The 25,365-nt window shown below is 67.9% G+C and carries 24 protein-coding genes and 1 tRNA gene; 12 read left to right on the top strand and 13 right to left on the bottom strand.

Annotated elements, in window-relative coordinates; all coding sequences use genetic code 11:
• Window positions 1–6: 6 nt before the first annotated feature.
• Window positions 7–783, bottom strand: coding sequence for an SGNH/GDSL hydrolase family protein (locus ACVXZ4_RS16665; protein ID WP_461795902.1), 777 nt, complete (start codon window positions 781–783; stop codon window positions 7–9).
• A gap of 71 nt (window positions 784–854) precedes the next feature.
• Between ACVXZ4_RS16665 and ACVXZ4_RS16660 the strand changes: the two genes are divergently transcribed.
• A tRNA-Ser gene (locus tag ACVXZ4_RS16660) sits at window positions 855–944 on the top strand.
• Window positions 945–1,223: 279 nt separating this feature from the next.
• Here the strand turns inward: ACVXZ4_RS16660 and ACVXZ4_RS16655 are convergent.
• Window positions 1,224–1,385, bottom strand: coding sequence for a hypothetical protein (locus tag ACVXZ4_RS16655; RefSeq protein ID WP_461795901.1), 162 nt, complete (start codon window positions 1,383–1,385; stop codon window positions 1,224–1,226).
• 219 nt (window positions 1,386–1,604) lie between these two features.
• Between ACVXZ4_RS16655 and ACVXZ4_RS16650 the strand changes: the two genes are divergently transcribed.
• The 3 genes from ACVXZ4_RS16650 (at window position 1,605) to ACVXZ4_RS16640 (ending at window position 2,887) form a co-directional block, all read left to right on the top strand.
• Window positions 1,605–1,832: a hypothetical protein gene (locus ACVXZ4_RS16650; protein ID WP_461795900.1), complete on the top strand. Its 228-nt coding sequence runs from the start codon at window positions 1,605–1,607 to the stop codon at window positions 1,830–1,832.
• Between the two features lie 270 nt (window positions 1,833–2,102).
• Window positions 2,103–2,462 (top strand): ArsR/SmtB family transcription factor, encoded by a 360-nt coding sequence (locus ACVXZ4_RS16645; RefSeq protein WP_461795899.1) that lies wholly within the window; start codon window positions 2,103–2,105, stop codon window positions 2,460–2,462.
• Window positions 2,459–2,887 (top strand): SRPBCC family protein, encoded by a 429-nt coding sequence (locus tag ACVXZ4_RS16640; protein WP_461795898.1) that lies wholly within the window; start codon window positions 2,459–2,461, stop codon window positions 2,885–2,887. The genes ACVXZ4_RS16645 and ACVXZ4_RS16640 overlap by 4 nt, the downstream gene beginning before the upstream one ends.
• 35 nt (window positions 2,888–2,922) lie before the next feature.
• On the opposite strand, the gene ACVXZ4_RS16635 is transcribed toward ACVXZ4_RS16640, so the two are convergent.
• Window positions 2,923–3,855, bottom strand: a complete 933-nt coding sequence (locus ACVXZ4_RS16635; RefSeq protein WP_461795897.1) for a Ppx/GppA family phosphatase — start codon at window positions 3,853–3,855, stop codon at window positions 2,923–2,925.
• 74 nt (window positions 3,856–3,929) lie between these two features.
• On the opposite strand from ACVXZ4_RS16635, the gene ACVXZ4_RS16630 reads away from it, so the two are divergent.
• The 3 genes from ACVXZ4_RS16630 to ACVXZ4_RS16620 all read left to right on the top strand — a co-directional run bounded on the left by ACVXZ4_RS16630 (window position 3,930) and on the right by ACVXZ4_RS16620 (window position 6,555).
• Complete coding sequence (locus tag ACVXZ4_RS16630) at window positions 3,930–5,447, top strand: CYTH and CHAD domain-containing protein (protein ID WP_461795896.1); 1,518 nt, start codon at window positions 3,930–3,932, stop codon at window positions 5,445–5,447.
• Window positions 5,448–5,524: 77 nt separating this feature from the next.
• Window positions 5,525–5,848: a hypothetical protein gene (locus tag ACVXZ4_RS16625; protein ID WP_461795895.1), complete on the top strand. Its 324-nt coding sequence runs from the start codon at window positions 5,525–5,527 to the stop codon at window positions 5,846–5,848.
• 62 nt (window positions 5,849–5,910) lie between these two features.
• Window positions 5,911–6,555, top strand: coding sequence for a TOPRIM nucleotidyl transferase/hydrolase domain-containing protein (locus ACVXZ4_RS16620; protein WP_461795894.1), 645 nt, complete (start codon window positions 5,911–5,913; stop codon window positions 6,553–6,555).
• 97 nt (window positions 6,556–6,652) lie between these two features.
• Here the strand turns inward: ACVXZ4_RS16620 and ACVXZ4_RS16615 are convergent, their stop codons facing one another.
• Both ACVXZ4_RS16615 and ACVXZ4_RS16610 read right to left on the bottom strand, forming a co-directional pair.
• Window positions 6,653–9,202, bottom strand: coding sequence for an MMPL family transporter (locus ACVXZ4_RS16615; RefSeq protein WP_461795893.1), 2,550 nt, complete (start codon window positions 9,200–9,202; stop codon window positions 6,653–6,655).
• Window positions 9,203–9,288: 86 nt separating this feature from the next.
• Window positions 9,289–9,933 carry a TetR/AcrR family transcriptional regulator gene (locus ACVXZ4_RS16610; RefSeq protein WP_461795892.1) on the bottom strand — a complete coding sequence of 215 codons (645 nt, stop codon included), beginning with the start codon at window positions 9,931–9,933 and terminating at the stop codon, window positions 9,289–9,291.
• Window positions 9,934–10,056: 123 nt separating this feature from the next.
• Here ACVXZ4_RS16610 and ACVXZ4_RS16605 point away from each other — a divergent pair, with 123 nt between their 5' ends.
• Window positions 10,057–11,589 carry an FAD-binding oxidoreductase gene (locus ACVXZ4_RS16605; RefSeq protein WP_461795891.1) on the top strand — a complete coding sequence of 511 codons (1,533 nt, stop codon included), beginning with the start codon at window positions 10,057–10,059 and terminating at the stop codon, window positions 11,587–11,589.
• A gap of 8 nt (window positions 11,590–11,597) precedes the next feature.
• On the opposite strand, the gene lhgO is transcribed toward ACVXZ4_RS16605, so the two are convergent.
• The 3 genes from lhgO to ACVXZ4_RS16590 all read right to left on the bottom strand — a co-directional run bounded on the left by lhgO (window position 11,598) and on the right by ACVXZ4_RS16590 (window position 14,353).
• Entirely contained in the window at window positions 11,598–12,845 is a 1,248-nt protein-coding gene (gene lhgO / locus ACVXZ4_RS16600; RefSeq protein WP_461795890.1) for an L-2-hydroxyglutarate oxidase, read from the bottom strand.
• The gene (locus ACVXZ4_RS16595) at window positions 12,835–13,830 is read right to left on the bottom strand and encodes a YihY/virulence factor BrkB family protein (protein WP_461795889.1); all 996 of its coding nucleotides are present in this window, start codon (window positions 13,828–13,830) and stop codon (window positions 12,835–12,837) included. Before ACVXZ4_RS16595 ends, lhgO begins: the two co-directional genes overlap by 11 nt.
• A 97-nt stretch (window positions 13,831–13,927) precedes the next feature.
• Window positions 13,928–14,353, bottom strand: a complete 426-nt coding sequence (locus tag ACVXZ4_RS16590; RefSeq protein ID WP_461795888.1) for a DUF5997 family protein — start codon at window positions 14,351–14,353, stop codon at window positions 13,928–13,930.
• A 69-nt stretch (window positions 14,354–14,422) separates the two neighbouring features.
• Here ACVXZ4_RS16590 and ACVXZ4_RS16585 point away from each other — a divergent pair, with 69 nt between their 5' ends.
• From ACVXZ4_RS16585 to ACVXZ4_RS16575, 3 genes are all read left to right on the top strand, one after another.
• Window positions 14,423–15,064: a LysR family substrate-binding domain-containing protein gene (locus tag ACVXZ4_RS16585; RefSeq protein ID WP_461795887.1), complete on the top strand. Its 642-nt coding sequence runs from the start codon at window positions 14,423–14,425 to the stop codon at window positions 15,062–15,064.
• Window positions 15,065–15,089: 25 nt separating this feature from the next.
• A complete protein-coding gene (locus ACVXZ4_RS16580) occupies window positions 15,090–15,434 on the top strand; it encodes a hypothetical protein (RefSeq protein ID WP_461795886.1) in 345 nt (114 codons plus the stop codon).
• A gap of 196 nt (window positions 15,435–15,630) precedes the next feature.
• On the top strand, window positions 15,631–17,172 hold the full coding sequence (locus tag ACVXZ4_RS16575; protein ID WP_461795885.1) for an ABC-F family ATP-binding cassette domain-containing protein: 1,542 nt from the start codon (window positions 15,631–15,633) through the stop codon (window positions 17,170–17,172).
• Between the two features lie 12 nt (window positions 17,173–17,184).
• Here the strand turns inward: ACVXZ4_RS16575 and ACVXZ4_RS16570 are convergent, their stop codons facing one another.
• Entirely contained in the window at window positions 17,185–17,814 is a 630-nt protein-coding gene (locus tag ACVXZ4_RS16570; protein WP_461795884.1) for a DedA family protein, read from the bottom strand.
• Between the two features lie 35 nt (window positions 17,815–17,849).
• Window positions 17,850–18,626 carry a hypothetical protein gene (locus ACVXZ4_RS16565; protein ID WP_461795883.1) on the bottom strand — a complete coding sequence of 259 codons (777 nt, stop codon included), beginning with the start codon at window positions 18,624–18,626 and terminating at the stop codon, window positions 17,850–17,852.
• A gap of 147 nt (window positions 18,627–18,773) precedes the next feature.
• Here ACVXZ4_RS16565 and ACVXZ4_RS16560 point away from each other — a divergent pair, with 147 nt between their 5' ends.
• On the top strand, window positions 18,774–19,229 hold the full coding sequence (locus tag ACVXZ4_RS16560; RefSeq protein ID WP_461795882.1) for a hypothetical protein: 456 nt from the start codon (window positions 18,774–18,776) through the stop codon (window positions 19,227–19,229).
• A 14-nt stretch (window positions 19,230–19,243) separates the two neighbouring features.
• On the opposite strand, the gene ACVXZ4_RS16555 is transcribed toward ACVXZ4_RS16560, so the two are convergent.
• The 3 genes from ACVXZ4_RS16555 to ACVXZ4_RS16545 are packed head-to-tail and all read right to left on the bottom strand — an operon-like array spanning window position 19,244 to window position 25,323.
• Window positions 19,244–19,801 carry a hypothetical protein gene (locus ACVXZ4_RS16555; RefSeq protein ID WP_461795881.1) on the bottom strand — a complete coding sequence of 186 codons (558 nt, stop codon included), beginning with the start codon at window positions 19,799–19,801 and terminating at the stop codon, window positions 19,244–19,246.
• A gap of 54 nt (window positions 19,802–19,855) precedes the next feature.
• Window positions 19,856–20,632 (bottom strand): DNA-formamidopyrimidine glycosylase family protein, encoded by a 777-nt coding sequence (locus ACVXZ4_RS16550; RefSeq protein WP_461795880.1) that lies wholly within the window; start codon window positions 20,630–20,632, stop codon window positions 19,856–19,858.
• A 32-nt stretch (window positions 20,633–20,664) separates the two neighbouring features.
• Complete coding sequence (locus tag ACVXZ4_RS16545) at window positions 20,665–25,323, bottom strand: ATP-dependent helicase (protein WP_461795879.1); 4,659 nt, start codon at window positions 25,321–25,323, stop codon at window positions 20,665–20,667.
• Between the last annotated feature and the right edge of the window lie 42 nt (window positions 25,324–25,365).

Raw genomic sequence — 25,365 nt, 5'->3', positions numbered from 1 at the left:
GACAGCCTAAGCGAGGCCGCCGTCACCGCTGTCCGCGCCGCCTGCGGCTGTGGACAAAACTGCTCGATCGACGAGGGGAAGGAACGCGGATGCCCACACCCGGTACCCGCGGTCGTTGGGGTGGAAGAAATCGGCTGCGACCCGGTTGAGGGCGTAGAGCGCCGCCCCCTGCCCCCGGGTCTTCGCATACAAGGGAGCGACCTCGAAGCCGTGCTCGTCGGCGAGCCGGTGCACGATGGTGTTTGCGACCTTCACATTGCGTTCCGCCGCCCCGACGTAGAAGGACGGAACCTCGGCCACGATCGACCCTGCCGGCAGGGAGGAATAGACCTCGGTGAGCTCGCGGGTGAAACGCTCCCGGTCGAAAGCGGGCATGTCGTTGGCGCCGATGGCGACGGTGACGAGGTCGGGGGAGAGGCGGCGCAGCGGGGCAAGCTGGAGCGCGATCGCCTCCCGAAGGCGAGCCCCCGAGATGCTGAGGTTCACGACCCGCACCGAGCGTCCCGTGCTCTGCTGCAGGTGTCGCGCGATCAGGCCGACGTAGCTTCGACCCGGCTGGCTCGCGCCGACGCCCTGCGCCGCGGAGTCGCCGATCGCCACGTAGAGCAGATCGCCGGGCCTCGAGCGCTGCTCCTTCCACCACCGGGCGTTGAGGTGCAGTGTGCGTGCGAGCCGATCCGCCCCACCGCGCTGGCGCCGCAGCACGAGGGCGCGGGCGACGATGACGATCACCACCAGGGCGATGATCGCGACGACGGTCACGATCCAGGGCAGGGCGGTCACGGGGTCGATTTTACCCGGCCATCCCCGTCGTCGAACGGGATCGGCCCCGGTCGTGTACTAAGATCGTCCCCGGAACCGTGTCCGAGCGGCCGAAGGTGCAACTCTCGAAAAGTTGTGTGGGTGAGAGCCCACCGTGGGTTCAAATCCCACCGGTTCCGCCATTAAAATGCTGGTCAAGCAGGATTATCCTTGCGATCTTGCCATATTCCGATTGGGCATTCGCAGAGTGATCGGGCCGTCGCAGACGCCGAAGACCTCCCGGCCTCGTCAGAAGCAATAGACCGATGCATGCCGTGGACGACGGCCAGAATGGACCGGACTGCCCTCACTATGGCTCCGAGCTTCGTGGTCTCCTCGTGCGGGAGGGAACCCCGACAGATTCAGGCTCGGGATCGCCCTACCCCAGCGCCGGCGATGCCGCGGCGGAACGCTGGAGCGAGTCATCCATCATTGACCTGGTAGTCGGGCTCCTCCGCGAAGTCGTCATCGGCGTCATCGTGGGGCGACGGCCTGTGTGGGGAGGGGTGCAACTCCTCCTCGGTGTCATCCGGATTCAGCCCCTGGAGGTCGAAATCCTCGGCACCGACGTCTCGCTTGATCATGGAGTCTCGATTCTCTTGCGACGAACTTCGTTATAGGTGCATCGATTCACTCTTGCACGACTGGTGTCCCGCGCACCATGGGACTTCGGCAGGACCGGCGGCAGAGCGATACCTAAGAGGCCTCAGCGGATCGCGTTACTCGTTCGAAACTCGAACAGGATTGACGGAGCGAGTCGGGCGCCCCCACTGCCCAGAGGCTCGACCACGAAGGAGCTGACCATGACATCCCCCTTGAGCTTCGCGGCAGACATAAAGCCGCTCTTCCGGGAAAGCGATCGTACGAGCATGACTAAGGCGTTCGACCTGTGGAGCTACCTCGACGTGAAGGCGAACCAGGATGCGATCGCGGCACGACTGACGGACGGCTCGATGCCCTGCGACGGCCCGTGGCCGGAATCACGGGTGGGGATACTGCTCCGATGGATCTCGGAAGGATCGAACCCCTGACTCTGATGCCAGGTGTCCACCGCCCGAGTTTTTAGTCGGTCCCGCCCGGCGACCTGCCCACTCGGGTCGCGAGCAGGTGGAATTCGAGCACGGGCTGTGGCGTGATGGCCGAGCAGGTGCTCAGCAGAGGATCGGAGAGCGATTCGGCGAGGTCGACCTCGATGCGTCTTCGCAGAGTTCGACGCCGGCGCGGGCTTAACAGGCACGCGTGTCCTGCTATATTCAACTCAGCAGTTCTCAACCGAGTAGTTTAATAAACGGACGGATCTCGTGCCCACCGACACTCTCAGCCGCGTCTTCGCGGCCCTTGCAGATCCGACCAGGCGCGCGATTCTCGCGCGCCTGTCGCAGGGCGAGGCGACGGTGGGACAGCTGGCGGAGCCGTTCGCGATGAGCTTTGCGGCCGTCTCGAAGCATCTCCGGGTGCTCGAAGCCGCGGATCTCGTCAGCCGGAGTCGGGAGGCGCAATATCGCCCCGCGACCCTTCACGCTCGGCCGCTGGCGGAGGCCGGCGCCTGGATCGACGACTACGCGAAGTTCTGGGGCGCCAGCTTCGATGCCCTCGGCGACCTTCTCGCCGACACCACGACCACCACGAATGACGCCAACAACAGAGGAGAGATCCCATGAGCAACCCGGTCAGCATCACCCGCACCTTCCCCGCCACTCCCGAGCAGGTCTTCGATGCCTGGACGACGCCGGCGAGTTTCGCGGTCTGGTTCGGCACCGCCGCGATCCCCGTCGACGACGTCGAGATGGATGTCCGCGTCGGTGGCGCGTGGAAGGCGACCATGCACCTTCCCGACGGAAGCCTCAAGCACTGGGTCGGTGAGTTCACCGAGGTGAATCGTCCCACGCGGCTGGCCCTCACTCTCACGGACCAGCCCGACGAGCCCGCCCGGGAGCCGGTCACCGTCGACATCGTCGCCGTCGACAGCGGGGCGATGATGACAATGGTGCAGGCCGCCGCCGGCTTCGACGACGCGGCCAAGGCGGCCGTCACCGCGGGCTACACCGCGTTCTTCGACGATATGGAGAAACTGCTCGTCGGGTGAGCGTACTCGAGGTGAGCGTCTCGGCCGGAGAGCCGCTACATCGTCATGAGGTGGTCGAACCGGCGCAGGATCAGGCCCTCGCGCAATGCCCACGGGCAGATCTGCACCGACTCGATGGCCAGTCCCTCCATCGCCGTCTGCGCCACGATGGCAGCGGCGAGCAGCTGGCGCGATCGAATCGCTGACACTCCCGGGAGCTCGGCGCGGTCTGCCGAGGACATCGCCGACAGTCTCGCCGCCCAGAGCGCGAGGTCGTGAACCCGCAGCTCGCGTCGCACGTACGGCCCGCTCGCGCGGGGTGCGGAACCGGTGAGGCGGGCGAGTGAGCGGAAGGACTTCGAGGTCGCGGTGACTATCGTCGGTGAGCCACGACGCTCGATGTCGGCGATGGGATCGTCGAGGATCGCCCGGATGTGCCTGCGCAGCGCTTTGATGCTCTTGGCGGTGGGCGGGTCGGCGTCGAGGAAGTCGCGGGTGAGCCTGCCGGCACCGAGGGGCACGGAGAGCGCGAGTCCGGGTTGTTCATCGGCTCCCATCGCCAGTTCGAACGAGCCGCCGCCGATGTCGAGGTTCAGGATTGTGCCGGATCCCCAGCCGTACCAGCGCCGCACCGCGAGGAATGTCGCTGCGGCCTCCTCCGGTCCGCTCAGTTCGATGAGCGGCGTGCCGGTCTCGGCGAACACGCGCGCGAGTACCGCCTGTCCGTTCGTGGCTTCGCGTATGGCGGACGTGGCGAACGCCATCATGTCTTCTGCACCGTGCTCTTTCGCGAGGTTCGTCGCATCGGTCACGAACTCGATGAGTTTGTCCTGACCGGTGACGGAGATCGAGCCGTCATCATCCAGGAATTCGATGAGTTGAAGCGGGCGCTTGTGTGAGGTGAACGGGATGGGCCGAGCGCCAGGGTGGGCATCGATCACGAGCAGATGGACGGTGTTGGACCCGATGTCGAGGACTCCCAGTCGCATGAGCCGAATATATCGTCTGGTCGGCAGGGCGCAGCACTTCAGGCGCCGAGGCGGAGCGCAATTACGCTTGCGACATGACCGGTCAGGATGCAGTGGAGATCGAGAGAAAGTTCGACGTCGACGATTCGGCGCAGTTGCCGACCTTCGATGAGCTCCCGGGAGTCGAAAGCGTGGCCGAGGCCGTCGAGTTCGAACTGGACGCCGTGTACTTCGATACCGAAGACCTCGCTCTGGCCGCCGCCCATATCGCCCTTCGTCGACGAAGCGGAGGGGAAGATCAGGGATGGCACCTCAAGACGGTGCTCGATGCGGACACGCGCCAGGAATTGCATGAGCCGTTGGGGAAAGATCCGTTGGCCGTTCCGGAGCGGCTGTTACGGCAGGTGCGTGTGTACGTGCGCGACCGCGCGGTGATTCCGGTGGCGAGGCTGCGCACCAGGCGTGTCGTCCATCGACTCCTCGATGCCGGCGGGGGAGTCCTCGCGGAAGTATGCGATGACTATGTGCGGGCCGACAGGCTGCTGCCCGAGTCGACCACCCGCACGTGGCGGGAATGGGAGGTCGAGCTCGTGGCCGGCCACGGTGACCTGTTGGACGCAGCCGAAGCGAAGCTCGCGAGCGTGGGAGTGAAGCCGTCCGCCCACTCCTCCAAGTTGGCCAGGGCCCTGGGTGAGCTGCGGCAAGTCTCCCCTACCGCGCCGCGGCCCGGTGGCACGGGTTCTGCCGGGCATGTTCTCCTGGCTTATCTCGAGACCTCTGTGCGGATGCTGCAGCGGGAGGATCCGCGGGTTCGGGAGGATCAGACGGATGCGGTCCACCAGTTCCGGATCGCCCTCCGCCGACTGAGATCCGCATTGCGCACCTTCGGTCCGCTCGTGGATCCCCAGGCGGCGAAAGGCCTGCGCGCCGAGCTGAAGTGGATGGCCGGGACCCTGGGGGCGGCGCGCGACCTGCAAGTGCTCCACCAGCGGATCAGCTCACTGGTCGCAGCGGAACCATCAGAACTGATCATCGGTCCGATCTGCTCCCGGATCGCCGAGCACGCCGCCGCAGACCTTCACAACGCACGTCTCACCGGTCTCGCCTCGCTCGACGACTCGCGGTATTTTCGGCTGCTCGACTCGCTCGATTCGTTTCTCGTCTCGCCGCTCCTGCGAGGCGCCGCATCCGAGCCCGCCCGCCGGATCGTTCCCCATCTCATCGAACAGGACTGGAAACGCCTCCGCTCACGAGTGCAGGCCTCGCAACGGGCGGCCCAGGGAACGGAACGTGACCTCGCTCTGCACGACGTGCGCAAGAGCGCGAAACAGCTGCGGTACGCCGCCGAGGCGGCCGCACCGGTGCACCGAAAGAGTGCATCTCGCGTGGCGGCTGCGGCCGAGGAGATCCAAACGATCCTTGGCGAGCATCACGACAGCGTCGTCGCACGACAGGTTCTCTTTCAATGGGGTGCCGATGCGCAGCTTCGCGGCGAAGACGGATTCACCTATGGCCGCCTGCACGCAATCGAACAAGCGGCCGCGACGGATGCCGAAAAGCGGTTCCGCCGGTCTTGGAAGCGGTTCCCTCGACCCTCCTCGAAGAAGAAGTAGCTCGGCCGACGCGGCATTCAGGCGACTGTCACCTGCCGTTTAGGGCGATGCAACCTTCGCGGATCAGCCTTGTTTCCATGATTGCTCTTCGACTGTCGATCGCCTCCGTCGATACTCCCCTGTGGGTCAACGTCGTCCGGAACAGGTTCGACCGCTTCACAAGGGTCCCCTTCTCCGACACGGAGTCGATCGTGATAATCCCACGTGTCGGGGCGATCCTTCTCACGGACACCGGCAGTGCATTGACGGTGCACGTGGTAGCACCCGATGAGACCACCCTCGCCTTCATCCGGGACGCGATCGCATTCGAAGTCAGCGAAGCCGTGCCCGAAACATCGCGCGGACACCGTCTCGAATTGGAATGGGACTACCCCCAGCACATCCCCCTTCCGTTCCGCTGAATCCTGGCAGTCGCTGTCGCCCCCATGGTCCGAAGATCGCCGGGGGCTGCCATGCTTGCCGAATGACGGATCTCGACAGCTTTCGCCACGCTGTCATCGGATGGGTGACCAGCGGCGGCGACGAGGCCCGCGCCCTCGCTAGCAGTCTCAGTGTGTCCGTGGAATCGGTCATCTTGGTCGAAGGTGTGAGCGACGAAGCCGCCATCGTCGCGCTGGGCGGGATCACCGGAGACGAGCCGGAGCTCGCCCGGGCGTGCATCATCCCGATGGGCGGCGCCACCAATATCGCGAAGTACCTCACCGCCCTCACTGCCCTCGGTGTCCGGGTCGCCGGCCTCTGCGACGCCGGCGAGGAGCGGTACTTCCGACGCGCCCTCGCTCGGGTCGGATTCGGCACGATCGATAGCCGGGCGCGCATGGCCGCCGCTGGCTTCTTCGTCTGCGTCGAAGACCTGGAAGACGAGCTGATCCGCGCCCTCGGCGTGGAGTTGGTTCAGCGGGTGCTGCAGGAGCACGGCGATTGGGGACTCTTCCACACCTTCCAGAACCAGCCGGCGCAACGCGGTCGGCCGGTCGATCGGCAACTCCGACGGTTCCTCGGCACTACAGCCGGGCGGAAGGAGCGCTACGCGAAACTACTGGTGGGGGCTCTCGATCCCTCGAAGATCCCGCGCCCGCTCGGCGACCTGATGCGGTTCGCCGGCTAGCGTCTGCGGTGCCGCGGACGCCCGACCCTGCTATTTTCAGCGGCACGGTGATCCTGGTCGCCACGAGCCCGGAGCCGGGAACCGACCCGTCGGTGGCTCAGCCGCGCCGCGCCGGTTCCTCGATCTCGGGAAGCGCCGCATGGGACTGCGGGTGGGTGCGCTCGAGCGATGCACCCTCGACGTCGACATCCGGGATTATGCGGTCGAGCCACTTCGGGAGCCACCACGCGGACTTCCCGAGCAGGTGCATCGCGGCCGGGATGAGCAGCATCCGCACGATGAAGGCGTCGGCGAGCACCCCGAAGGCGAGGCCGAATCCGATCGGGCGGATGGTGGACGACTCGGAGAAGATGAAGCCGGAGAAGACCGCGATCATGATGATCGCCGCCGCGGTGACGACCGGTCTCCCGATCCGCAGGCCCTGTTGCACGGCGACGCGGGCCGGCGCCCCGTGGGCGAAGGCCTCCCGCATGCCGGAGACGAGGAACAGCTGGTAGTCCATCGCCAGGCCGAACAGGATGCCGATCTCGATAACGGGCAGGAAGCTCAGGATGGGTGCGGGGTCGTGCACCCCGAAGACCGCGCCGAGCCAGCCGAACTGGTAGATCGCGGTGATGGCGCCGAAGGTGGCGAGCAGTGAGAGCACGAACCCGGCGGTCGCGGTGAGCGGCACGAGGATGGATCGGAAGACGATGATCAGGATGATCAGGGACAGGCCGACGACGACCGCGAGGTAGATCGGGAGCACCTCGGCGAGCTTCTCCGAGACGTCGATCTGGGCGCTGGCGTTGCCGGCCACCCCGAGCGATGCGTTCCCCGCGCTGGTGGTGACCGGTGAGAGGTCGCGCAGGTCGTGAACAAGGGTCTCCGTGCTGACACTCGACGGCCCTCCGGTGGGTATCACCTGGAAGGCGACCACGGTGCCGTCGGAGGAAGCCCCGATGGGGGCGACGGAGTCCACGTGCTTCTGCGCGGCGAGCTTCTCGCCGATCGTCACCTCCTGCTGCAGGAGGGCATCGCCCGTCGCCTTCTCCGGAAGGGTCGCTACGACGAGCAGCGGCCCGTTCTGGCCCGGACCGAACTTGTCCGCGACCGTGGTGAATGCGGCGTACTGGCTCGAGGAGGTGGCCTCCGATGAGCCGTCGGGCAGGCCGAGTCGCATGCTCATCGCCGGGAGCGCGATCACACCGAGCACGGCGATCCCGGCCACGATCGTGACGATCGCCCGCCAGGTCGGCATCGCGCGGGTGACGGGGGGACGGGCGGTAGCGGTGCCGATCGCCGCGCGCTCCTTCTTGCTCAGGATCTTCATCCCCGCGAGCGAGAGCATCGCCGGGGTGAGAGTGATCGCCACAAGGATTGCGACCGCCACAGCGACGGCACCGACGGTGCCCATCAGGCCGAGGAAGGGGATCCCGGTGATGTTGAGGGCAAGCAGGGCGACGATCACGGTGGATCCGGCGAACACGACAGCGTTACCGGAGGTGCCATTGGCCAGCCCGATCGACTCCCGCACGGCCATGCCCTGTTTCAGCTGTGATCGGTGCCGGTTGATGATGAAGAGGGCGTAGTCGATTCCGACGGCCAGTCCGAGCATGAGGGCGAGCACCGGGGTCACGGAGGTGAACTGCACTGCGCCGGAGAAGGCGAGTGCTCCGAGCAGCGCCGCCGCGATCCCGACGAGTGCGCTGAGCAGCGGCAGGGCCGCACCGAGGAGGGTGCCGAGCATCACCAGAAGCACGACTGCCGCGACGACGAGGCCGACGATCTCTCCCGGCCCGACGACACTCGGGATCCCCTGGGAGATGTCACTCGACACGCTCACCGTGACGCCGGCGATCTTGGTGTCTTCGGTGGCGCTGACGACCTTCGCCTTCAGGGCAGGGGACACCGCGAAGTTGGACTTGTCGAACTGCACCGTCGCGAGGGCGGCGCTGCCGTCCTTCGAGACGAATCGGATGTTCTTGGACAGGTCGAGGAGCTGGGAGCCGAGCTCGAGCTTCGATGCCTGCGCGGTGAGTTCGGTCGCCCCGGCCGTGATCTTCTGCTGTCCGGTCTCCAGTGCCGCCTTCTGGGTGTCGATCTGTGCCTGTTGCGCCGCGAGTCTGGCGAGCACGGCCGCGGGAGCCCGGCCGGCAGCCTGCGCCTTCGCGGCATCGAGTTGCTGCTGGGCTGCGGCGAGCTGGGTGGTGCCGGCATCCAATTGCGCCTGGGACGCAGCGAGCTGCTGCTTTCCGGCCTCGACCTGCGCCCGCCCATCAGTCACCTGGGTGCGCTGCTCGGCGAGCTTGGCCTCGGTGGTGAACGGGTTGGTGGTCGCCTTGACTCCGGCGAAGCCGCCGATGTCGGCGAGGAGGGATTCCACGCCCGCCTTCTCAGCGCTGCTGAATGCTGTGCCGTCGTCGGTCGCGAAGACGACGCTGCCACTTCCCCCGCTGACCTTGGGGAACTTCGTGGCCAGCTGGTCGGCGACCTTCGCCGTCGCCGTGCCCGGAATCGTTATCGAGGAGGAGATCGTGCCGGCGAACAGCCCGTAGCCAACCCCGGCGAGGGCGATGATCACGATCCAGGACAGAATCACCGTCCAGTGACGACGTGCCGAGAAGCGTCCGAGTCGATAGAGGAGACCGGCCATGTTGGAGCCCATTCTGAGTAGTTACGCATTACGAAGCGGCGCCTTGAGAGGCGTAGGAGGTGGAGATGCGGGGCACGCCGGCGGGCCCGAGGGTGAAGTCAGGGTGAGAGCATGTAGCCGGAGCGCATACTCTCGATGAGTCGGTCGAGCAGTCGCCGCCATTCTTTTCGACCTTCGAAATCGAGGCGCACGCCGCAGCGCAGCGTCCAGTTTCGGGCGGCGACGATGAGACCGTTCATCAGGGAACCGACCAGAAGCTCAACGTCGAAGGAGTCGGCATCCGGATGGCGGCGCTCTACTTCGTGCAGCAGCCTGTCGGCCGCCCGGGCGAACGCCTGGTCGGTGAGGATCTTCTCACGGGACGGATCGGCGCCCGGCTCGCCGAGGATGACTGAGATCCTGGCGATCGCCGCCGGCACATCGCTGGCGCGAAGCGATTCGGACAGCTCGTTGAACATCGACTCGCGAGTGCCATCCCCGACCGGGATCGCGGCCACCGTCGCCATGAATTCCTCGATCAGCACATCGAGCGAATCGACGCACAGGGTGATGAGGATGTCATCCACCGAGGGGAAGTGGTTGAAGACCGTTCGCCGAGCGACATCCGCGCGCTGGGCCAGCTCGTCGACGGTGAAGCCCGGTCCGCCGCGTTCGGCGACCAGCTCGCGCGCCGCGTCGAGGATCGCGGCCCGATGGCGCACCTTCAACGCATCGCGTCGGTTGGGGGAGGCGGCGGTAAGCACGATGTAACACTAAGTGCATCGTTGCACTAAGTGCATTCGGGTGCGGGGATGCGCAGGAAACTCCCACCTGCGCGACGGAGACCGATCCTGCCACGCTCGCTGATCCGTGCCTACGATGGGCCGATGGGCACAGTCTCTCGACGCCACCTCCTCGCTCTCGCCGGAGTCGGCCTGGTCGCTGCCGGATGTGCGCCGATCCCGCCGAAGCCCACCCCGAGCGCGACGACGGCGGGTCCGCCGGACTGGGCGGCCCTTGCGGGGAGCGTCGGAGGCACCCTCTCCCGCCCGGGCGATGCCACCTACGACACCGTCCGGCTCACCGAGAACCCCCGCTGGGATGCCGCCCGACCGCTCGCCGTGCTCTCGGCCGAGACGGCGTCGGATGTCGCGGTGGCGTTCGCCTTCGCCGCCAAATTCCGCATCCCGCTCGCCCTTCGGTCGGGCGGGCACAGCTACCCGGGCTATTCCGCGGGAGGAGCACCCGGTACGGGAGTGAAGCCGTCGCTGGTGATCGACACCCGAAGAATGTCGCAGGTCGAACTCGCCCCCGACAACACGGTGCGAATCGGGGCCGGAGCGTCCCTTGCCGCGGTCTACGACGCGATCGGATCGAAGGGACGGGCGATCGCGGGAGGGTCCTGCGCCACGGTCGGGATCGCCGGGCTCACGCTCGGGGGCGGGGTCGGAGTCCTGGTCCGCGCTTACGGGCTCACCTGCGACTCCCTCGTCGGGGTGGAGATCGTCACCGCGGACGGCACAGTGCATTCGGCGAGCGAAACGACAGACAGGGACCTCTTATGGGCCAGTCGGGGCGGGGGTGGTGGCCATCTCGGGGTCGTCACGGCGCTCACCTTCGCAACACGCCCCGCACCGGAGGTGACGATGTTCTCACTGAGCTGGCAGTTCGCCGATGCCGCCGCGGTGATCCAGGCCTGGCAGGGCTGGGCACCCACCGCGGATGCGAAGCTGTGGTCCACCCTCAAGCTCCTCAACGGCGCGCGCTACTCGACCGAGCCTGGCGTGTTCGTTTCGGGCACCTGGCTCGGGGATCCCGCCGCGCTCACCACTGAGCTCCAGCCGTTCCTCGCGGCCACGGGCACTCCCAAATCGAGAAGCTCGTCGACCCACGAATACCGGGAGGCGATGATGCTCTATGCGGGATGCGGCACCTCACCCGCCGCCGCGTGCACCACCGGGGCCGGCGGCGTTCTCAAGCGGGAGCCCTTCGCGGCGACCTCGCATGTCGCCACCGTCGTGTTGGATGCCACGGGCATCCAGACCCTGCTCGACACCGTCAAGACAGCCAAGGCCGTGCCCGGAATGATCGAGGGCGGAATCTCGATGGACGCCCTCGGTGGCGCGGTGCAGGCGGTCGCCTCCGACGCCACAGCGTTCCCGCACCGGGACGCGTTGATGACCGTGCAGTACACGGCGACGTTCACGAACGGGGCCGATCCCGATCCCCTCGCCCGCTGGGTGCGTGGCTTCCGCGCCGCGCTCGTGCCGCAGTGGGGCGATGCCGCCTACGTGAACTACGCCGACGCCGATATCGCCGACCCCGGTGCCTCCTACTTCGGCGCCAATGCGCCCCGACTGCAGAAGATCGCCCGACGCTACGATCCCCGTGGCCTTTTCAGCCAACCGCAACCCTGGTAACCCGGAGCCTACGCCGTCGCCTCCTCGATCGCGTCGGCCAGGTGCTCGCCGATCGCGAACGACGAGGTCGCCGCGGGCGATGGCGCGTTGAGCACATGGAGCACGTTGTGGTCGCGGCGGATCAGGAAGTCGTCGATGAGGGTGCCGCGAGCATCCATCGCCTGCGCGCGAATGCCCATCGGGCCGCGATGCAGGTCGCTCGCCTGCACCTCGGGCACATACTGCCGCAGTGATTTCGCGTACGAACCGGCCGACACATCATGCGAGAACTCCGTCCACGCAGTGCCCAGATTGCCGGCGGCGAAGCGCCAGAATCCGGGGTACCCGAGCGAGGAGAGAGAGTCCCGCGGGGTGATCGCCCAGGGCTTGTAGGTTCGACGGCTGAAGGCGAGGAACGCATTCGGGCCCGCCCAGACCTCCCCGTTGATGCGGCGGGTGAGGTGCACCCCGAGGAACGGGAGCGAGGGATCGGGCACCGGGTAGATGCTCCCGCGGATGCGGTCGGCCAGGGGCTGAGCCACGCGATACCAGCTCCCGCGGAACGGCAGGATGCGCACATCCTTCGCCGCTTCGCCCGCGAGCCTGTCCGCCTGCAAGCCCGCACACACCACCGCCTGGTGACCGCGGAGGACAGCGCCTCCCACACCGGTGACGGTGCAGCCGTCGGCCGTGCTCGTGACGGATTCGACGGGCCAGGAGGTGAGGAGCGTGCCCCCGAGGGCCACGACCTCCACGGCGAGCTGACGGGCCACCGCGGCGAAATCGACGACTCCGGTGCGCGGCGAGTGGATGGCGGCAACGCCCTCGGCGGCCGGTTCGATCTGACGAAGCTCCTGCCGGTCGACCCGGCGGAGTCCCGGCACGCCGTTCTGCATCGACCGGTCGTAGAGACGCGCGAGCCCGGGCAGCTCCGCATCGGAGATGGCGACGACGAGTTTGCCGGTGAAGTCGATCGGGATGTCGTGGTCGAGGCAGAACTGCTCCATCAGGCCGCGACCCCGCGCGCAGAGCACCGCCTTGAGAGACCCGGGCGCGTAGTAGATGCCCGCGTGGAGTACCCCGGAATTATGGCTGGTCTGGTGAGCCGCGACATCCGCCTCCGCCTCGACGACGACCACCCGTGAGCCGGGTCCACGCGTGAGAAGCTGCCACGCCGTTGCCAACCCGATGATGCCGCCGCCGACCACGATGATATCGAAACCGTCACCGTCGGAGGGGGAACCACTCGTCGTCGGGTTCGACGATTCATTCACCATGATTCGAATTGTAATGATCCCGCGCCGAATCCTCGCGCAGTTCCCGGCCGAGCTCGATGTCGCCCTCCCGGTTTCGCGCGGCACGGTCGCTCGCCTCGGTCTCCCGCGGAGGCAGCTGGATCTGACGCTCCGCCTCGACGCCGGCTCGCAGCTCCCGCGCCCGCTCGAACTGGGCATCGAACTCTGCGCCGAAGAGAAGGGTGAGGTTCGAGATCCAGAGCCAGAGCAGCACGACGACGAATCCGGCGAACGAACGGTAAGTGCGGTCGAAATCAGCGAAGTCCTTCACATAGAACGCGAAGAGCAGCGACACCCCGACGAGCACGACGACAGAGATGGCCGACCCGGCGGTCAGCAGCCGGATCTTCGGCTGCCGCACATTGGGGGTCGCATAGTTCAGCACCGTCACGATGAGCACCACCGTGATCACCAGCACCGGCCACTTGGCGACCGACCAGATCACGAGCGGAGCGGACCCTAGCCCGAAGGCGTCCCCGATGCCCTCTGCGACAGGCACAGAGAGCACCAACGCCGCGACGGTGATGATCACGAGCACGATCAGCACCACTGCGACCAACAGCTGGAACGGCTTCAGCTTCCAGATCGGGCGACCCTCGCGCACCTCGTAGATGCGGTTGAGCGAGCGTCCGAACGCCGCCACGTACGACGAGACCGCCCAGGTCGCCAGCAGCACGCTCACGACGAGCGTCCAGCCGATGGCCGGTGACTGTCCAAGCGCGCGGAGAGGTCCGGTGAGGAGGGCAACGGCCGAACCGGGCGTCACATCGTCGACGGTCGAGAGCAGGGCATCCACGGCCTTGCGTCCCTGGCCGAACAGGTTGGCGACCGAGATGAGGGCGACGAGCCCGGGAGCGGATGCCAGCAAGGCGAAGTAGGTGAGGGATCCGGCCAGGTCCGCGAGGCCGTGCGTGAGGAAGCCGTGGATCGTCGAGCGCACGATGAGGCGCCACGCCGGTCGGGTCACGGTTGCCTCACCCTCCCAGTCTGAGCGATCGGTCTGCGGGCGACAACTCGTGCCTTTCGCGGGCGCCGGCGGGGCGGATCAGGGGGGCTCGCGCGGGTCAGCCGCGTGCTGCCTCTTCGCGCTGCGAGCGCTTGTACGCCTTGAGCGCCTTCACCCGGGCGTTCTCCTCATTCACCTCGGCGTGGGTCGCACGCTCGCGCACGAGCCAGGCCGGCGGCTGCTGCAACAGGGCGGAGATCTCATCCGTCGTCAGCGGCTCGGTGACTTCGCCGCGAGCGAGTCCGGCATTGGAGACGCCGAGTTTGTGCGCGACGACCGGACGCGGATGCGGGCCGGTCTTGCGGAGCTCCACCAGCCACTCGGGCGGGTCGGCGATCATCTGGTTCAGCTGGTCGCGCGAAACGGGCTCGGCCTGGAACGATTCGGGGGTGGCGGGGAGATAGACCCCGAGTTTCTGGGCCGCCGTCGCGGGCTTCATGGTCTGGGCTTGCTTTAACGACTGGGGGGATTTCGCCGGGGTCATGCGCCCAGCGTAGCCTGAGACCCCTGCAGCGCTCTGCTGTGATCGACGCCGCGATCGAGGGGAATTCCCGTGGACGAAGTGCCGGCTGCCTTCACCATCGCCTTCGCGACAGGGGTCACCCTCACGCGCTGGACCCGCGCGTGGGAGGAGCGGCAGCGCCGCATCCCGCTCGCCTTCCTGCCAACGGATGCCGAGAGCCAGGTGTCCGCGCTCCACGAGGGTCTCGCGGACGTCAGTTTCGTGCGCCTTCCCGTTGATCGGAACGGCCTCAGCATCATCCCGCTCTATGACGAGGTAGCCGTCGTCGTCGTGCCGAAGGAGCATCCGGTCGCAGCTTTCGACGCCGTCACTCTCGACGACCTCGCGGGTGAGGACCTGGTGCCTCCCACCCTCTCCGCGGAGGAGGCGGTCGAGCTCGTCGCGGCGGGAGGCGGCATCGTGGTCCTCCCACAATCCATCGCCCGGCTGCACACCCGCAAGGACGTCGTCGCACGACCGGTGACGGATGCCGCCGGCACGTCGATCGCGATCGCCTGGCTCGAGGATCGCACCACCCCGCAGGTGGAGGAGTTCGTCGGCATCGTGCGCGGCCGCACCGCCGCCAGCTCGCGCGCGGTTCCCACCCCCAAAACCGAGAAGCCGCGTAAGGCCGTCGCTCCGAAGGCCCGTGCCCCCCAGCGCGGCCGCCCCCGCAAGTCCCGCGGGCGATGAGGCTCCCGGTGGCTAGCATGGCGGGGTGACAGCTATCCCCTCGTGGCGCCGAATTCCGATCGCGAAAATCGCGACCGGGGTCCTGCTCGGGCTCGCCGTGCTCGCCGCACTCGATCTGGGGTTCACCGCGCTCGCCGTGGTCCTGTCGACGCTGAATCCGCGGATCGGCCTGATCGGCGACGCCGGAGCCGTGCTCAGTTACTTCACGTTCTATCCCAGCGTTCTGGTCGCCGCCCTCACCCTCCTCGCGGGGGCACTGATCGCCTGGCGCAATCCGAGCCTCACCAGGCTGGGCATTGCCGTGGTGATCACGGGAATCCTCTCGGCCGCGTTCGTGGCTGTTGCGCTGCTTCCACAGGCGTTGCGGTGACGAGCGTCTCGGCCGGTGGCCCTCGACAGGCGCCGTCCACTGAGGCACACTAGTCACGGTCCCATTCCCTCAGGTCAGGACGATTCCGTTGAAGAAAGCTCCCGCGTCCACGCGCTGACCTTTCTCGACCGCCCCCCACTGCGATAAGCGCAGCGCGGCATCCGGGTCAGTGCATCCACTGACCACCGGGAGTCGCATGCCGTCATCAATCGTTCTCAACACCGTCGGGCTCACCTGGCCGGATGGGTCGTCCTTCCTTGCCGGCGTCACCGCGAGTTTCGGATCGGGTCGCACCGGTCTCGTCGGTCTCAACGGAGCCGGCAAGTCGACGCTGTTGCGGGTGATCGCCGGGCTCCAGCGGCCGTCGAGCGGCAGCATCCAGGTGTCCGGTGAGGTCGGCTACCTCCCGCAGACCATCCCTCTCGAGACCGATCGCACGGTGGCCGAGCTTCTCGGCGTGCGCCGACAGGTGGACGCGCTGAGGGCGATCGAGAGCGGCGATGTCTCCGTCGCCGCCTTCGAGCAGCTCGCCGAGAGGTGGGATGTCGAGACCGAGGCCGGCGAAGCGCTGCGGGAGGTCGGCGTCGACGCCGGGCTCGATCGCACGATCGCCACCCTCAGCGGAGGGGAGGGGATGCTCGTGGCGATCGCCGGCCTTCGCCTGGCGAATGCCCCCATCGTGCTGCTCGACGAGCCGACCAACAACCTCGACATCGAGGCAAGAGACCGGCTCGCGACCCTGGTGAGCCGGTGGCGCGGCACACTCGTGATGGTGAGCCACGACATCCGGATGCTCGAACTCATGGACGACACCGCAGAACTCCACGACGGTGCCCTGCGGATGTTCGGCGGACCGTACAGTGCCTACCTCGCCCAGATCGACGCCGAGCAGGCCGCCGCGCGCGCCGACGAGCGCTCTGCCGCGCAGCTCGTGCGCACCGAGCGGAGGCAGCGTATCGAGGCCGAGACGAAGATCGCCCGGAGCGCGCGTTCGGGCCGCACAGATTTCGATAACAAGAAGTTCACCCGGGGGGTTCGCAACCAGCGGCGTTCCGACGCGCAGGTCACGGCCGGTAAGCAGCGCCGCACCCTCGACGATTCGGTGACGGATGCCCGCGCCGCGCTCGATCGCGCGTCCGACCGGGTGCGGGACGATGCCTCCATTCACATCGACCTCCCCGACCCGAAGGTCCATGCGTCGCTGCGGCTCGCGGAGTTTCGCGGAGTGGTGATCCAGGGTCCGGAACGGGTGGCCATCGTCGGCCCCAACGGGGTAGGCAAGACGACCTTGCTCGAGGAGGTGGCGCGAGGCGAGGGCGTCGGTTACCTGCCCCAGCGCCTCGACGGGCTCGACGCCAGCTCCACGGTGCTCGAGACCGTTCGCAGCGCGGGCATCACGGACGCGGAGCTCCGCCATCGCCTCGCGCGCTTTCTCTTCCGCGGCGAGGCGGTCGACCGACGGGTCGGAGCCCTTTCCGGAGGAGAGCGGTTTCGGCTGGCGCTCGCTCGACTCCTCCTGGCGGAACCGCCCCCGCGCCTGCTGGTGCTGGACGAACCCACCAACAGCCTCGACACCCGGAGCGTCGACCAGCTCGTCGGCGCGCTCAGCGGCTATCGCGGGGGAGTGCTCGTGGTGAGCCACGACCGAGACTTCCTGCGGTCCCTCACGATCGACCGCTGGTATGGGATGCTGCCGGGCGGCGCGCTCGAGCGGATCGATCCCGCCGGGCTCGCCTGATCGGCGGGTACCTCAGACCACTGCGCGGTTGCGCCGCCAGGACAGGATGCCGGCGATGATCGCCCCGAGGATGAAGGCGCCCCCGATCACATAGGCCGCCGATTTCACCGCCGGGATGCTCGCCGCGAAGTACCCGGTCACCGTGAGCAGCACGCCCCAGACGAGTGCACCGACGAAGTTCGCCGCGACGAATTTGAGGTAGTCCATGCGCGCGATGCCGGCGACCGGCGGCACGAGCACGCGGCCCCAAGGGATGAAGCGGCCGACGACCACCGCCCACCAGCCGAGGTCGGTGTAGAACTTCTCGGCGCGACGGATGCTGCGCTGCACCCAGGGTCCCGTACGACGATCGAGGTACGGGCGCCCGTAGTGACGCCCGAGCAGGAAGCCGACCTGATCGCCGAGAAACGCCGCGATCCCGACCCCGATCGCGAGCACCCAGATGTTGATCCCCCCGTGCCCGGCGGAGAGGATGCCGGCGGCGAAGAGCAGAGAGTCGCCGGTGATGAAGGGGATGAAGACCCCGATGAACAGTCCGGTGCCGGCGAAGACGAGTCCCCACACGATCAGGTAGAAGAGCACCGGGCCGAAGGTGTCGAGCCAGCTCGTGACCTGCCCGTCGAGGGCGGCGAGGCGGATCATCCGCGGTCCTTCGTCGATCGCCGGAGCGGCATGGGTCAGGCCTCGGGGTCGAAAGGACCCTCGTCCGGCATGCGCCGGGCGGCGAGGGCCGCGGCGCGCTCGGCTAGGCGGCGAAGCACATCCGCCTGCGCGGCCTCGATGACGTCGGGGGCGAGGTACGGGTTCTCGTGGTGATTCGTGCCGTGGTGCTTCTCGATGTAGGCGTCGAGCTGCGGTCCCGACTCCCACGAGGTGATGAGGCAGTAGCGCGGCTCCGGTCCCGCGTGCCACACCGCGTGCCAGAAACGCTGGGTGTCGACGATGACCTGTGTGCCCGCCGGCAGCGCGATCCGCACTTCGTTGGTCGGATCGAAGCGGTCTTCGCGCAGGGTGAGGAAGGATTCCGCATCGTCGGTGAGGTTGAAGAACCCCCGCACGATCCAGCCGGAGCTGTCGGGGTTCAGGCGATTGTTGTCGTCCTGGTGCAGGTTGTAGAGGGTCTCCGAATACACGTTGGGCTGAAGTTCGATCACGCGGCAGCGGCCCACATTGGCGCCGGGCTCGGTGGCGCGGGCGGTGAGGCGCGGGGCCTTCGCGACCTGGGATTCGATCCAGACGCCGTCTTTGTCGGTGCGCGGCGGAGTGTGGTTCCAGAAGCCGTTGACCTCGATCTCACCGAAGGCGCTCGCAAGCGGGGCGAAGCGGGTGTCTCCGGACGACTTCCACTCGACGAACTCGAGGTCCTTCCACTCCTGGGGATCGGCGGCCTGGTCATACGAGTCGAGGATGACGAAGCCCTTTTCGTCCAGGAGCGAGGACTTGACGTAGCTCATCGGAAATGAACCCCTTCGATAAGAGAGCCGGCACGTTTCAACAGGCCCAACTTAGGCCACCCTAACATCCTGGCTGACGCGGTCACGGGTCTTTGGTCCCGAATTCCGGGCCCGCCGGAAGGGCGGGAGCTTAGGATCGATGTCACCATGACGGACACCTCCACCGGCGGCGGATTCGACCCGCGTTTCAATCCGGCCTTCCAGCCCGGCTACGACCCGAGCGTGCACGCGCGGCCGCCGGTTGTTCCGGATCGGGCACCCGCCCCGGAGCTGATCGAGCATCCGCTTTCCCCCGAATCGACACCGGCCATTCCGGCGGCCACGCCGACCGCAGGGGTAGCGGGTGATCCGGCCGAGTCGGCGACCCCCCGACGGTTCGATCCCTATCTCGCGAGCCTCTGGGCGCTCAGCGTCGTCTTCGTCGCCGCCGGGCTGCTCGTGCTGCGCTACATCGCGGATCGGATGGATCGACTCAGCGCCACCGGAAGTGCATTCGACTACAACCTTGTGCTCGTCTACACGATCGCGGCACCGCTTCTGGTGGTGCTTGGACTGGCGACCGCGACGGGCACGCTGTTCCTGTTGGCGGCACGTCGCCGCTGAGCCCTCGGCTCGCGTCAGCTCGCGGGCTCCGCGGGGTTGGTGACGGGCGGGACCGGTGGCGCCACGGCTGCCGGTGCGGGGGCACTTCCGCTGCGGTAGGCCTTGCGGATCACGCTGAAAGCACCGAGGGTACCGAGCGCGAGGGCGAAGACCAGGTTGAGCAGGTTGCCGTTCAGCAACAGGCCGAAGTCGGCGTTGAAGTTCGGCCAGAACAGTGGATCCAGCACTGCGGCGAAGGGGTTGAGCCCGAGCTGCTCCCCGGCGAACTTCGCGTAGTCCGAGACGAGCCCGAAGTAGAAGCTCAGAAGGATGGTGCCGAGCACGATTGCCGCGATGACCAGTGCTCCTACTTTGGAGACCAGTCCGCCCGACCCCTTGCGGTACAGCCAGGCGGCGAAGGCGGCGACGGCGAACGCGACGATCGCGGAGACGATGCCGATGCTCCAGATGACGACCCAGAGCACGATGCCGACGGGCACGGCCACGAGCGCGAAGATCCCTCCGCGCACGACATTCTCAGGCAGCGGCGTCGGCGCGCCCTCTGGTGATTGCGGAGTGAATGGAATCGACATAGTTCCCCCTATGAATTGGACAGATCCACACCCTAGCGCTGTCCTGAGTTCACGTCACCTCTGGCAATTCGGGCACCAGTACGTGTCGCGCAATTGGAGCGGTGTCTCGCCCAGTTCTCCGTGCTCGATGGGGGTGCCGCAGCGCAGACACGGCTTGCCTTCGCGGCGGTACACCCAGTCCGTCTCGCCGCGCAGCGCACCCGTGGTGGTGCGGTCCACCCTGTCCTTGTTCGCATCGATCAGCCGGTGGGCGAGGGCCACGAGCTTCGCGGGATTCTCGATCTGCCCGACCGGCCGGGTGGGCAGCGCGCCGCTGAGGAAGCAGAGTTCGTTGCGGTAGACGTTGCCGAGTCCCGCGAGCACGCGCTGGTCGAGAAGGGCGAGGCCGACCGCTCGGTCCGGGTCGGCGGTGAGACGACGGAGCGCTTCCTCCGCGTCCCAGTCCGGTCCGAGCAGGTCGGGCCCGAGGTACCCGACGACACTCTCTTCGTCGTCCCGGTCCACCACATCGAGGGTGCCGAGTTGGAAGCCGACCGCCACCCACTCGGCGGTGGCGAGGATGGCGCGGGCCTGCCACTGCGGCCGACGCCACTTCGTGCCGTGCCGATAGACGTGCCAGGAGCCCTCCATCTTGAGGTGGCTGTGGATACTGTGCTCGCCGACACGGATCAGGAGGTGCTTGCCGCGGCTCACCACTCCCTCCACGGTGTCGCCGGTCAGATCGACGGTGGCGAAAGCCGGGACGCGGATGTCGCAGCGGATGAGCTCGCCGCCGGCCAATGCAGCATCGAGGTTCACTGCGGTGCGGTAGACAGTGTCTCCCTCCGGCATGTCAGTGTCCTGTCATGATCGTCACGGACACATCAGCCCCGGAGTCGCAATCCCTGCGGGGTGGTGCTGAAGCCGGCATCCACCAGGGCCTCACCGAGGGCGGTGCCGATCACGAAGTCGCCGTTGACACGCTCGACCTTGAGCCGACCCCCCGAACGGCGGATGACGGTCGCGAGCGAGTGCGCCGCCGCCACCACCGCGCGCTCGTCTTCGGCGAAGGTCAGCATCGTCTTGCCTCCGCGCTCGACGTAGAGCGCGAGGGCACCGTCGACGATCACCACCAGCGCGCCGGCCTTCCGGCCGGGACGGTGACCTCGTTTCGACTCGTCCACCCCGTCGGTCACGGGCGCCGCGGGCCACGCGAGAGCGGCGCCGTACGGATTGGCCGGGTCGGTCGCGGCGAGAGTGAGGGCGACCGGGTCACGCTCGGAGTCCGGCTCCCGAGAGAAGGAACGAAGCCGGTCGACGGTGGCCCCCGTCGCGAACTGGGCGGCCCCGAGGCCCTCGACGAAGTAGCCGCGACGCGCGCGGCCGGTCTCCTCGAATCCGCTGAGCACCCGGTACGCGAGGGAGAATCCGCCCCGGATGCCCTCGCTCACCACTGCTCCGCGGGTGACGACGCCGTAGCGCTCGAGAAGCAGTTCGGCAGTCGCGACACCGCGCACCGTCGCATCCGGCTCGGCGAGGGGCAGAAGCGACCAGCGGCCGGCCGCACTCGGCGGACCTCCTGCACTCGGCATCGTGGGCCGCGCGCGGCCGCGGTACGCCCGCGAACGCGGCACGACCCGGGCCTTCGTCGTGGTCGCGCCGAGGTAGGAGCGCAGCGGGGACAGGGTGTCATTGGTGATGAGCCCCGACCAGACGAGATCCCAGAGCGCGGCGAGGAGCTCCTTGTCGTCGGTGCTGCCGACGGCGTTGGAGAGCTGCCGGAAGAAGTAGGCCCCGCCGCCGGTGAGGCTCGCCAGGATCGAGCGCTGCAGCTCGGAGGTCTCGGCGCCCGTCGGTTCCGGCAGGGTCAGGCCGGCGGTGTCGGCGAGGTGCAGGCTCACCCAGCCGTCGTTGCCGGGCAGCGCGCCCCCACCCGACCAGATGACCTCTCCCGCGGCGGTCAGTTCGTCGAGCATCACCGGCGAATAGTCCTTGACCCGTGCCGGGAGCACCAGCGACTCCCAGGCGGATGCCGGCAGCGCGACCCCGGCGAGCTGGTCGATCACCGCTGCAAGCCCATCGACCCCCCGCAGCGGCTCTGCCACGTGCTGCCAGGACGGCAGGAAGCGGCCGAGGGTCGCGGCATCCACCGGCTCGACCTCGTGGCGGAGGGCGGCGAGCGAGCGGCTGCGCAGCCGGCGGAGCACCTCGACGTCGCACCACTCGCTGCCGGTAGCGCCCGGACGGAACTCCCCCTCGACTACCCGCCGTTGCCCCGCGAGAGCTCGCAGGGCGGTGAGCACCACGGCGGTTCCGAGGCCGAGGCGATCGGCGACGGCGGCGACGGTGAACGGGGCGTGGGTGCGCGCGAACCGGCTCACCAGGTCGCCGAGCGGGTCATCCACCGGCTCGATGAAGGCAGAGGGGATGCCGATGGGCAGAGGTGTGCCGAGCGCGTCGCGAAGGCGGGCGGCATCTTCGATGATCGCCCAGCGATCGCTTCCGGCGCGCCAGATGCGGTTCGAGCGGGCGAGGGACGCGAGCGCAGTATCTAGTACCGCGCCAGCGAGCCCACTGGCCGGATCGAGGCGCTGCAGGATCTCCGGCTCGGAGAGCGGCCCGAGCATGCGCAGCAGGTCGACGATGCCCTCGGAGTCCCGGGCCCGCCGATCCGGGGCCAGGCGTTGCAGCTCGAGCTCGAGCTGCTCGATCACGGTGGGATCGAGAAGCTCCCGAAGCTCCGCCCGTCCGAGCAGTTCGGCGAGGAGGGTGGGATCGAGCGACAGTGCCGCGGCCCGGCGTTCGGCGAGCGGCGAATCGCCCTCGTACATGAACGCAGCAACATATCCGAACAGCAGCGACCGTGCGAAGGGCGACGCCTGCTCCGTCTCGGTCTCGACGATGCGGATGCGGCGGCTCTCGATCTGCCCGGCGAGTTCGGTGAGCGCCGGAAGGTCGTAGACGTCCTGGAGTACCTCGCGCACCGCCTCGAGCACGATGGGGAAGCTCGGGTACTTGCGCGCGACATCCAGAAGCTGCGACGCCCGCTGGCGCTGCTGCCAGAGCGGGGACCGACGCCCGGGGTTGTAGCGCGGAAGCAGCAGGGCCCGGGCGGCGCACTCACGGAAACGGGAGGCGAAGAGCGCGGATCCGCCCACCTCTTCGGTGACGATCTCGCGAAGTTCCGCGGGGTCGAACACGAACAGCTCGGCGCCGGGTGGTTCGCTCTCCGTGTCGGGGATGCGCAGGATCACGCCGTCGTCGCTGGCCATCGCTGCCCCGTCGAGCCCGAATCGCTCACGGATCCGAGCCCCGATCGCCAGTGCCCATGGTGCGTGCACTTGCATGCCGTACGGGGAATGCAGAATGACGCGCCAGTCCCCGAGTTCATCGCGGAAGCGCTCGACGACCAGGGTCCGATCGCTCGGCACGTGCCCGGTCGCCTTCTTCTGGTCGTCGATGAACGACACGAGGTTGTTGACGGCACGATAGTCGAGCCCTCCGAGTACGGCCCTCGTGCGAGCGTCCGTCGTCGATCCGCTTGCGATCTCGCGGGTGAATTCGCCGATCGCCCGCCCGAGTTCGGCGGGTCGGCCGATCCCGTCGCCTTTCCAGAATGGCACTTTGCCCGGCTGTCCGAAGGCGGGCGAGACGATGACGCGGTCGTGCGTGATGTCCTCGATTCGCCAACTCGTGGCGCCGAGCGCGAAGACGTCGCCGACTCGGGACTCGTAGACCATCTCCTCGTCGAGTTCGCCGACCCGTGCCGGCGCTTTGTCACCGGTGCCCGATCCGACCATGAACACACCGAACAGCCCGCGATCCGGGATGGTTCCGCCAGAGGTCACCGCGAGGCGCTGTGCTCCCGGGCGGCCGGTGATCGTGCCGGCGACACGATCCCAGACGATGCGTGGGCGCAGTTCGGCGAACTCGTCGGACGGATACAGCCCGCTGAGAAGATCGAGGGTGGCGTCGTAGGCCGATCGCGGCAGGCTCGCGAAAGGCGCGCTGCGTCGCACGGTGTCGAACCATTCGTCCACGTCGAGGGAGTCGAGGGCCACTGCGGCGACGGTCTGCTGGGCGAGCACGTCGAGCGGATTCTGCGGAATGCGCATCGCCTCGATGAGTCCGGCGGACATCCTCTCGCTCGCCACCGCGGAGTGGATGAGGTCGGCCCGGTGCTTGGGGAAGATGATGCCGCGCGACACCTCGCCGACCTGGTGCCCGGCGCGCCCGACACGCTGGAGACCGCTCGCGACGCTCGGGGGCGATTCCACCTGGATCACGAGATCCACCGCGCCCATGTCGATGCCGAGCTCGAGCGAACTCGTGGCCACGACACAGCGCAAGCGCCCGGATTTCAGGTCGTCCTCGATGAGCGCGCGCTGCTCCTTCGACACCGAGCCGTGATGGGCGCGGGCCAGCAGCGGACTTCCCGCACCCTCTGCAATCCCTGTTTGTCGAGTAGGGCGCTCAGCGCGTTCTGCTGGTCGAGTAGGGCGGTCAGCGCGTTCTGCTGGTCGAGTAGGGCGCTCAGCGCGTTCTGCTGGTCGAGTAGGGCGCTCAGCGCCCGTGTCGAGACCCGCGCCGACCAACTCCGACTCCTCCTGCCGCACCGCGTAGATCTCATTGAGTCGCGCCGTCAACCGCTCGGCCAGACGGCGAGAATTGGCGAACACGATCGTCGAGCGGTGTTCGAGGATGCGATCCACGATCTGCTCTTCGACATGAGGCCAGATCGACCCCTGCACGGCTTCGGTGGATGCCGCCGCCGACCCCTCGCGCACCGCCGGAGCCGTGCCGAGTTCGGTCATGTCCTCCACGGGCACGACGACGCTCAGGTCGAACTTCTTCGTCGATGGCGGGGCAACGATCGTGACGGGGGCGCCCCCGGCGAGGAACCGGGCCACCTCCTCGCGCGGCCGTACCGTTGCGGAGAGCCCGATCCGCTGCGCCGGCCTGTCGAGCAGCAGGTCGAGCCGCTCGAGGGACAGCGCGAGATGGGCACCGCGCTTGGTCGAGGCGACGGCATGCACCTCGTCGATGATCACCGTCTCGACGCCCCGTAGAGTCTCCCTGGCCGAGGCCGTGAGCATCAGGTAGAGAGATTCCGGCGTAGTGATCAGGATGTCCGGGGGCAGGCGCTGCAGCAGGCGACGGTCGCTCGACGTGGTGTCGCCCGACCTCACGCCGACGGTGACCTCTGGGGGCGACATCCCGAGCCGTTTCGCGGTCTGGGTGACGCCGACCAGCGGGGCGCGCAGGTTGCGTTCGACATCGACGGCGAGGGCTTTGAGAGGGGAGATGTAGAGCACGCGGGTGCGGAGGGCGCGGTCTTCGGGCGCCGGGGTGGTCGCGAGGCGATCGATCGCCCAGAGGAATGCCGCGAGAGTCTTGCCCGATCCGGTCGGGGCGACGACGAGCGCATTGGCGCCGGCGGTGATGGCCTCCCAAGCGCCGAGCTGCGCCGGGGTGGGCGCGCTGAACGCTCCCGAGAACCAGTCCCGGGTCGCCGGGGAGAATCGCCCGAGCACATCGCTCATCCCCCTATCCTCCCCGAACCCGCTGACAGTCTCGTTTGTCAC

This window comes from Lacisediminihabitans sp. FW035, assembly GCF_054880895.1.
This window is presented reverse-complemented; position numbering and strand designations above follow the sequence as displayed.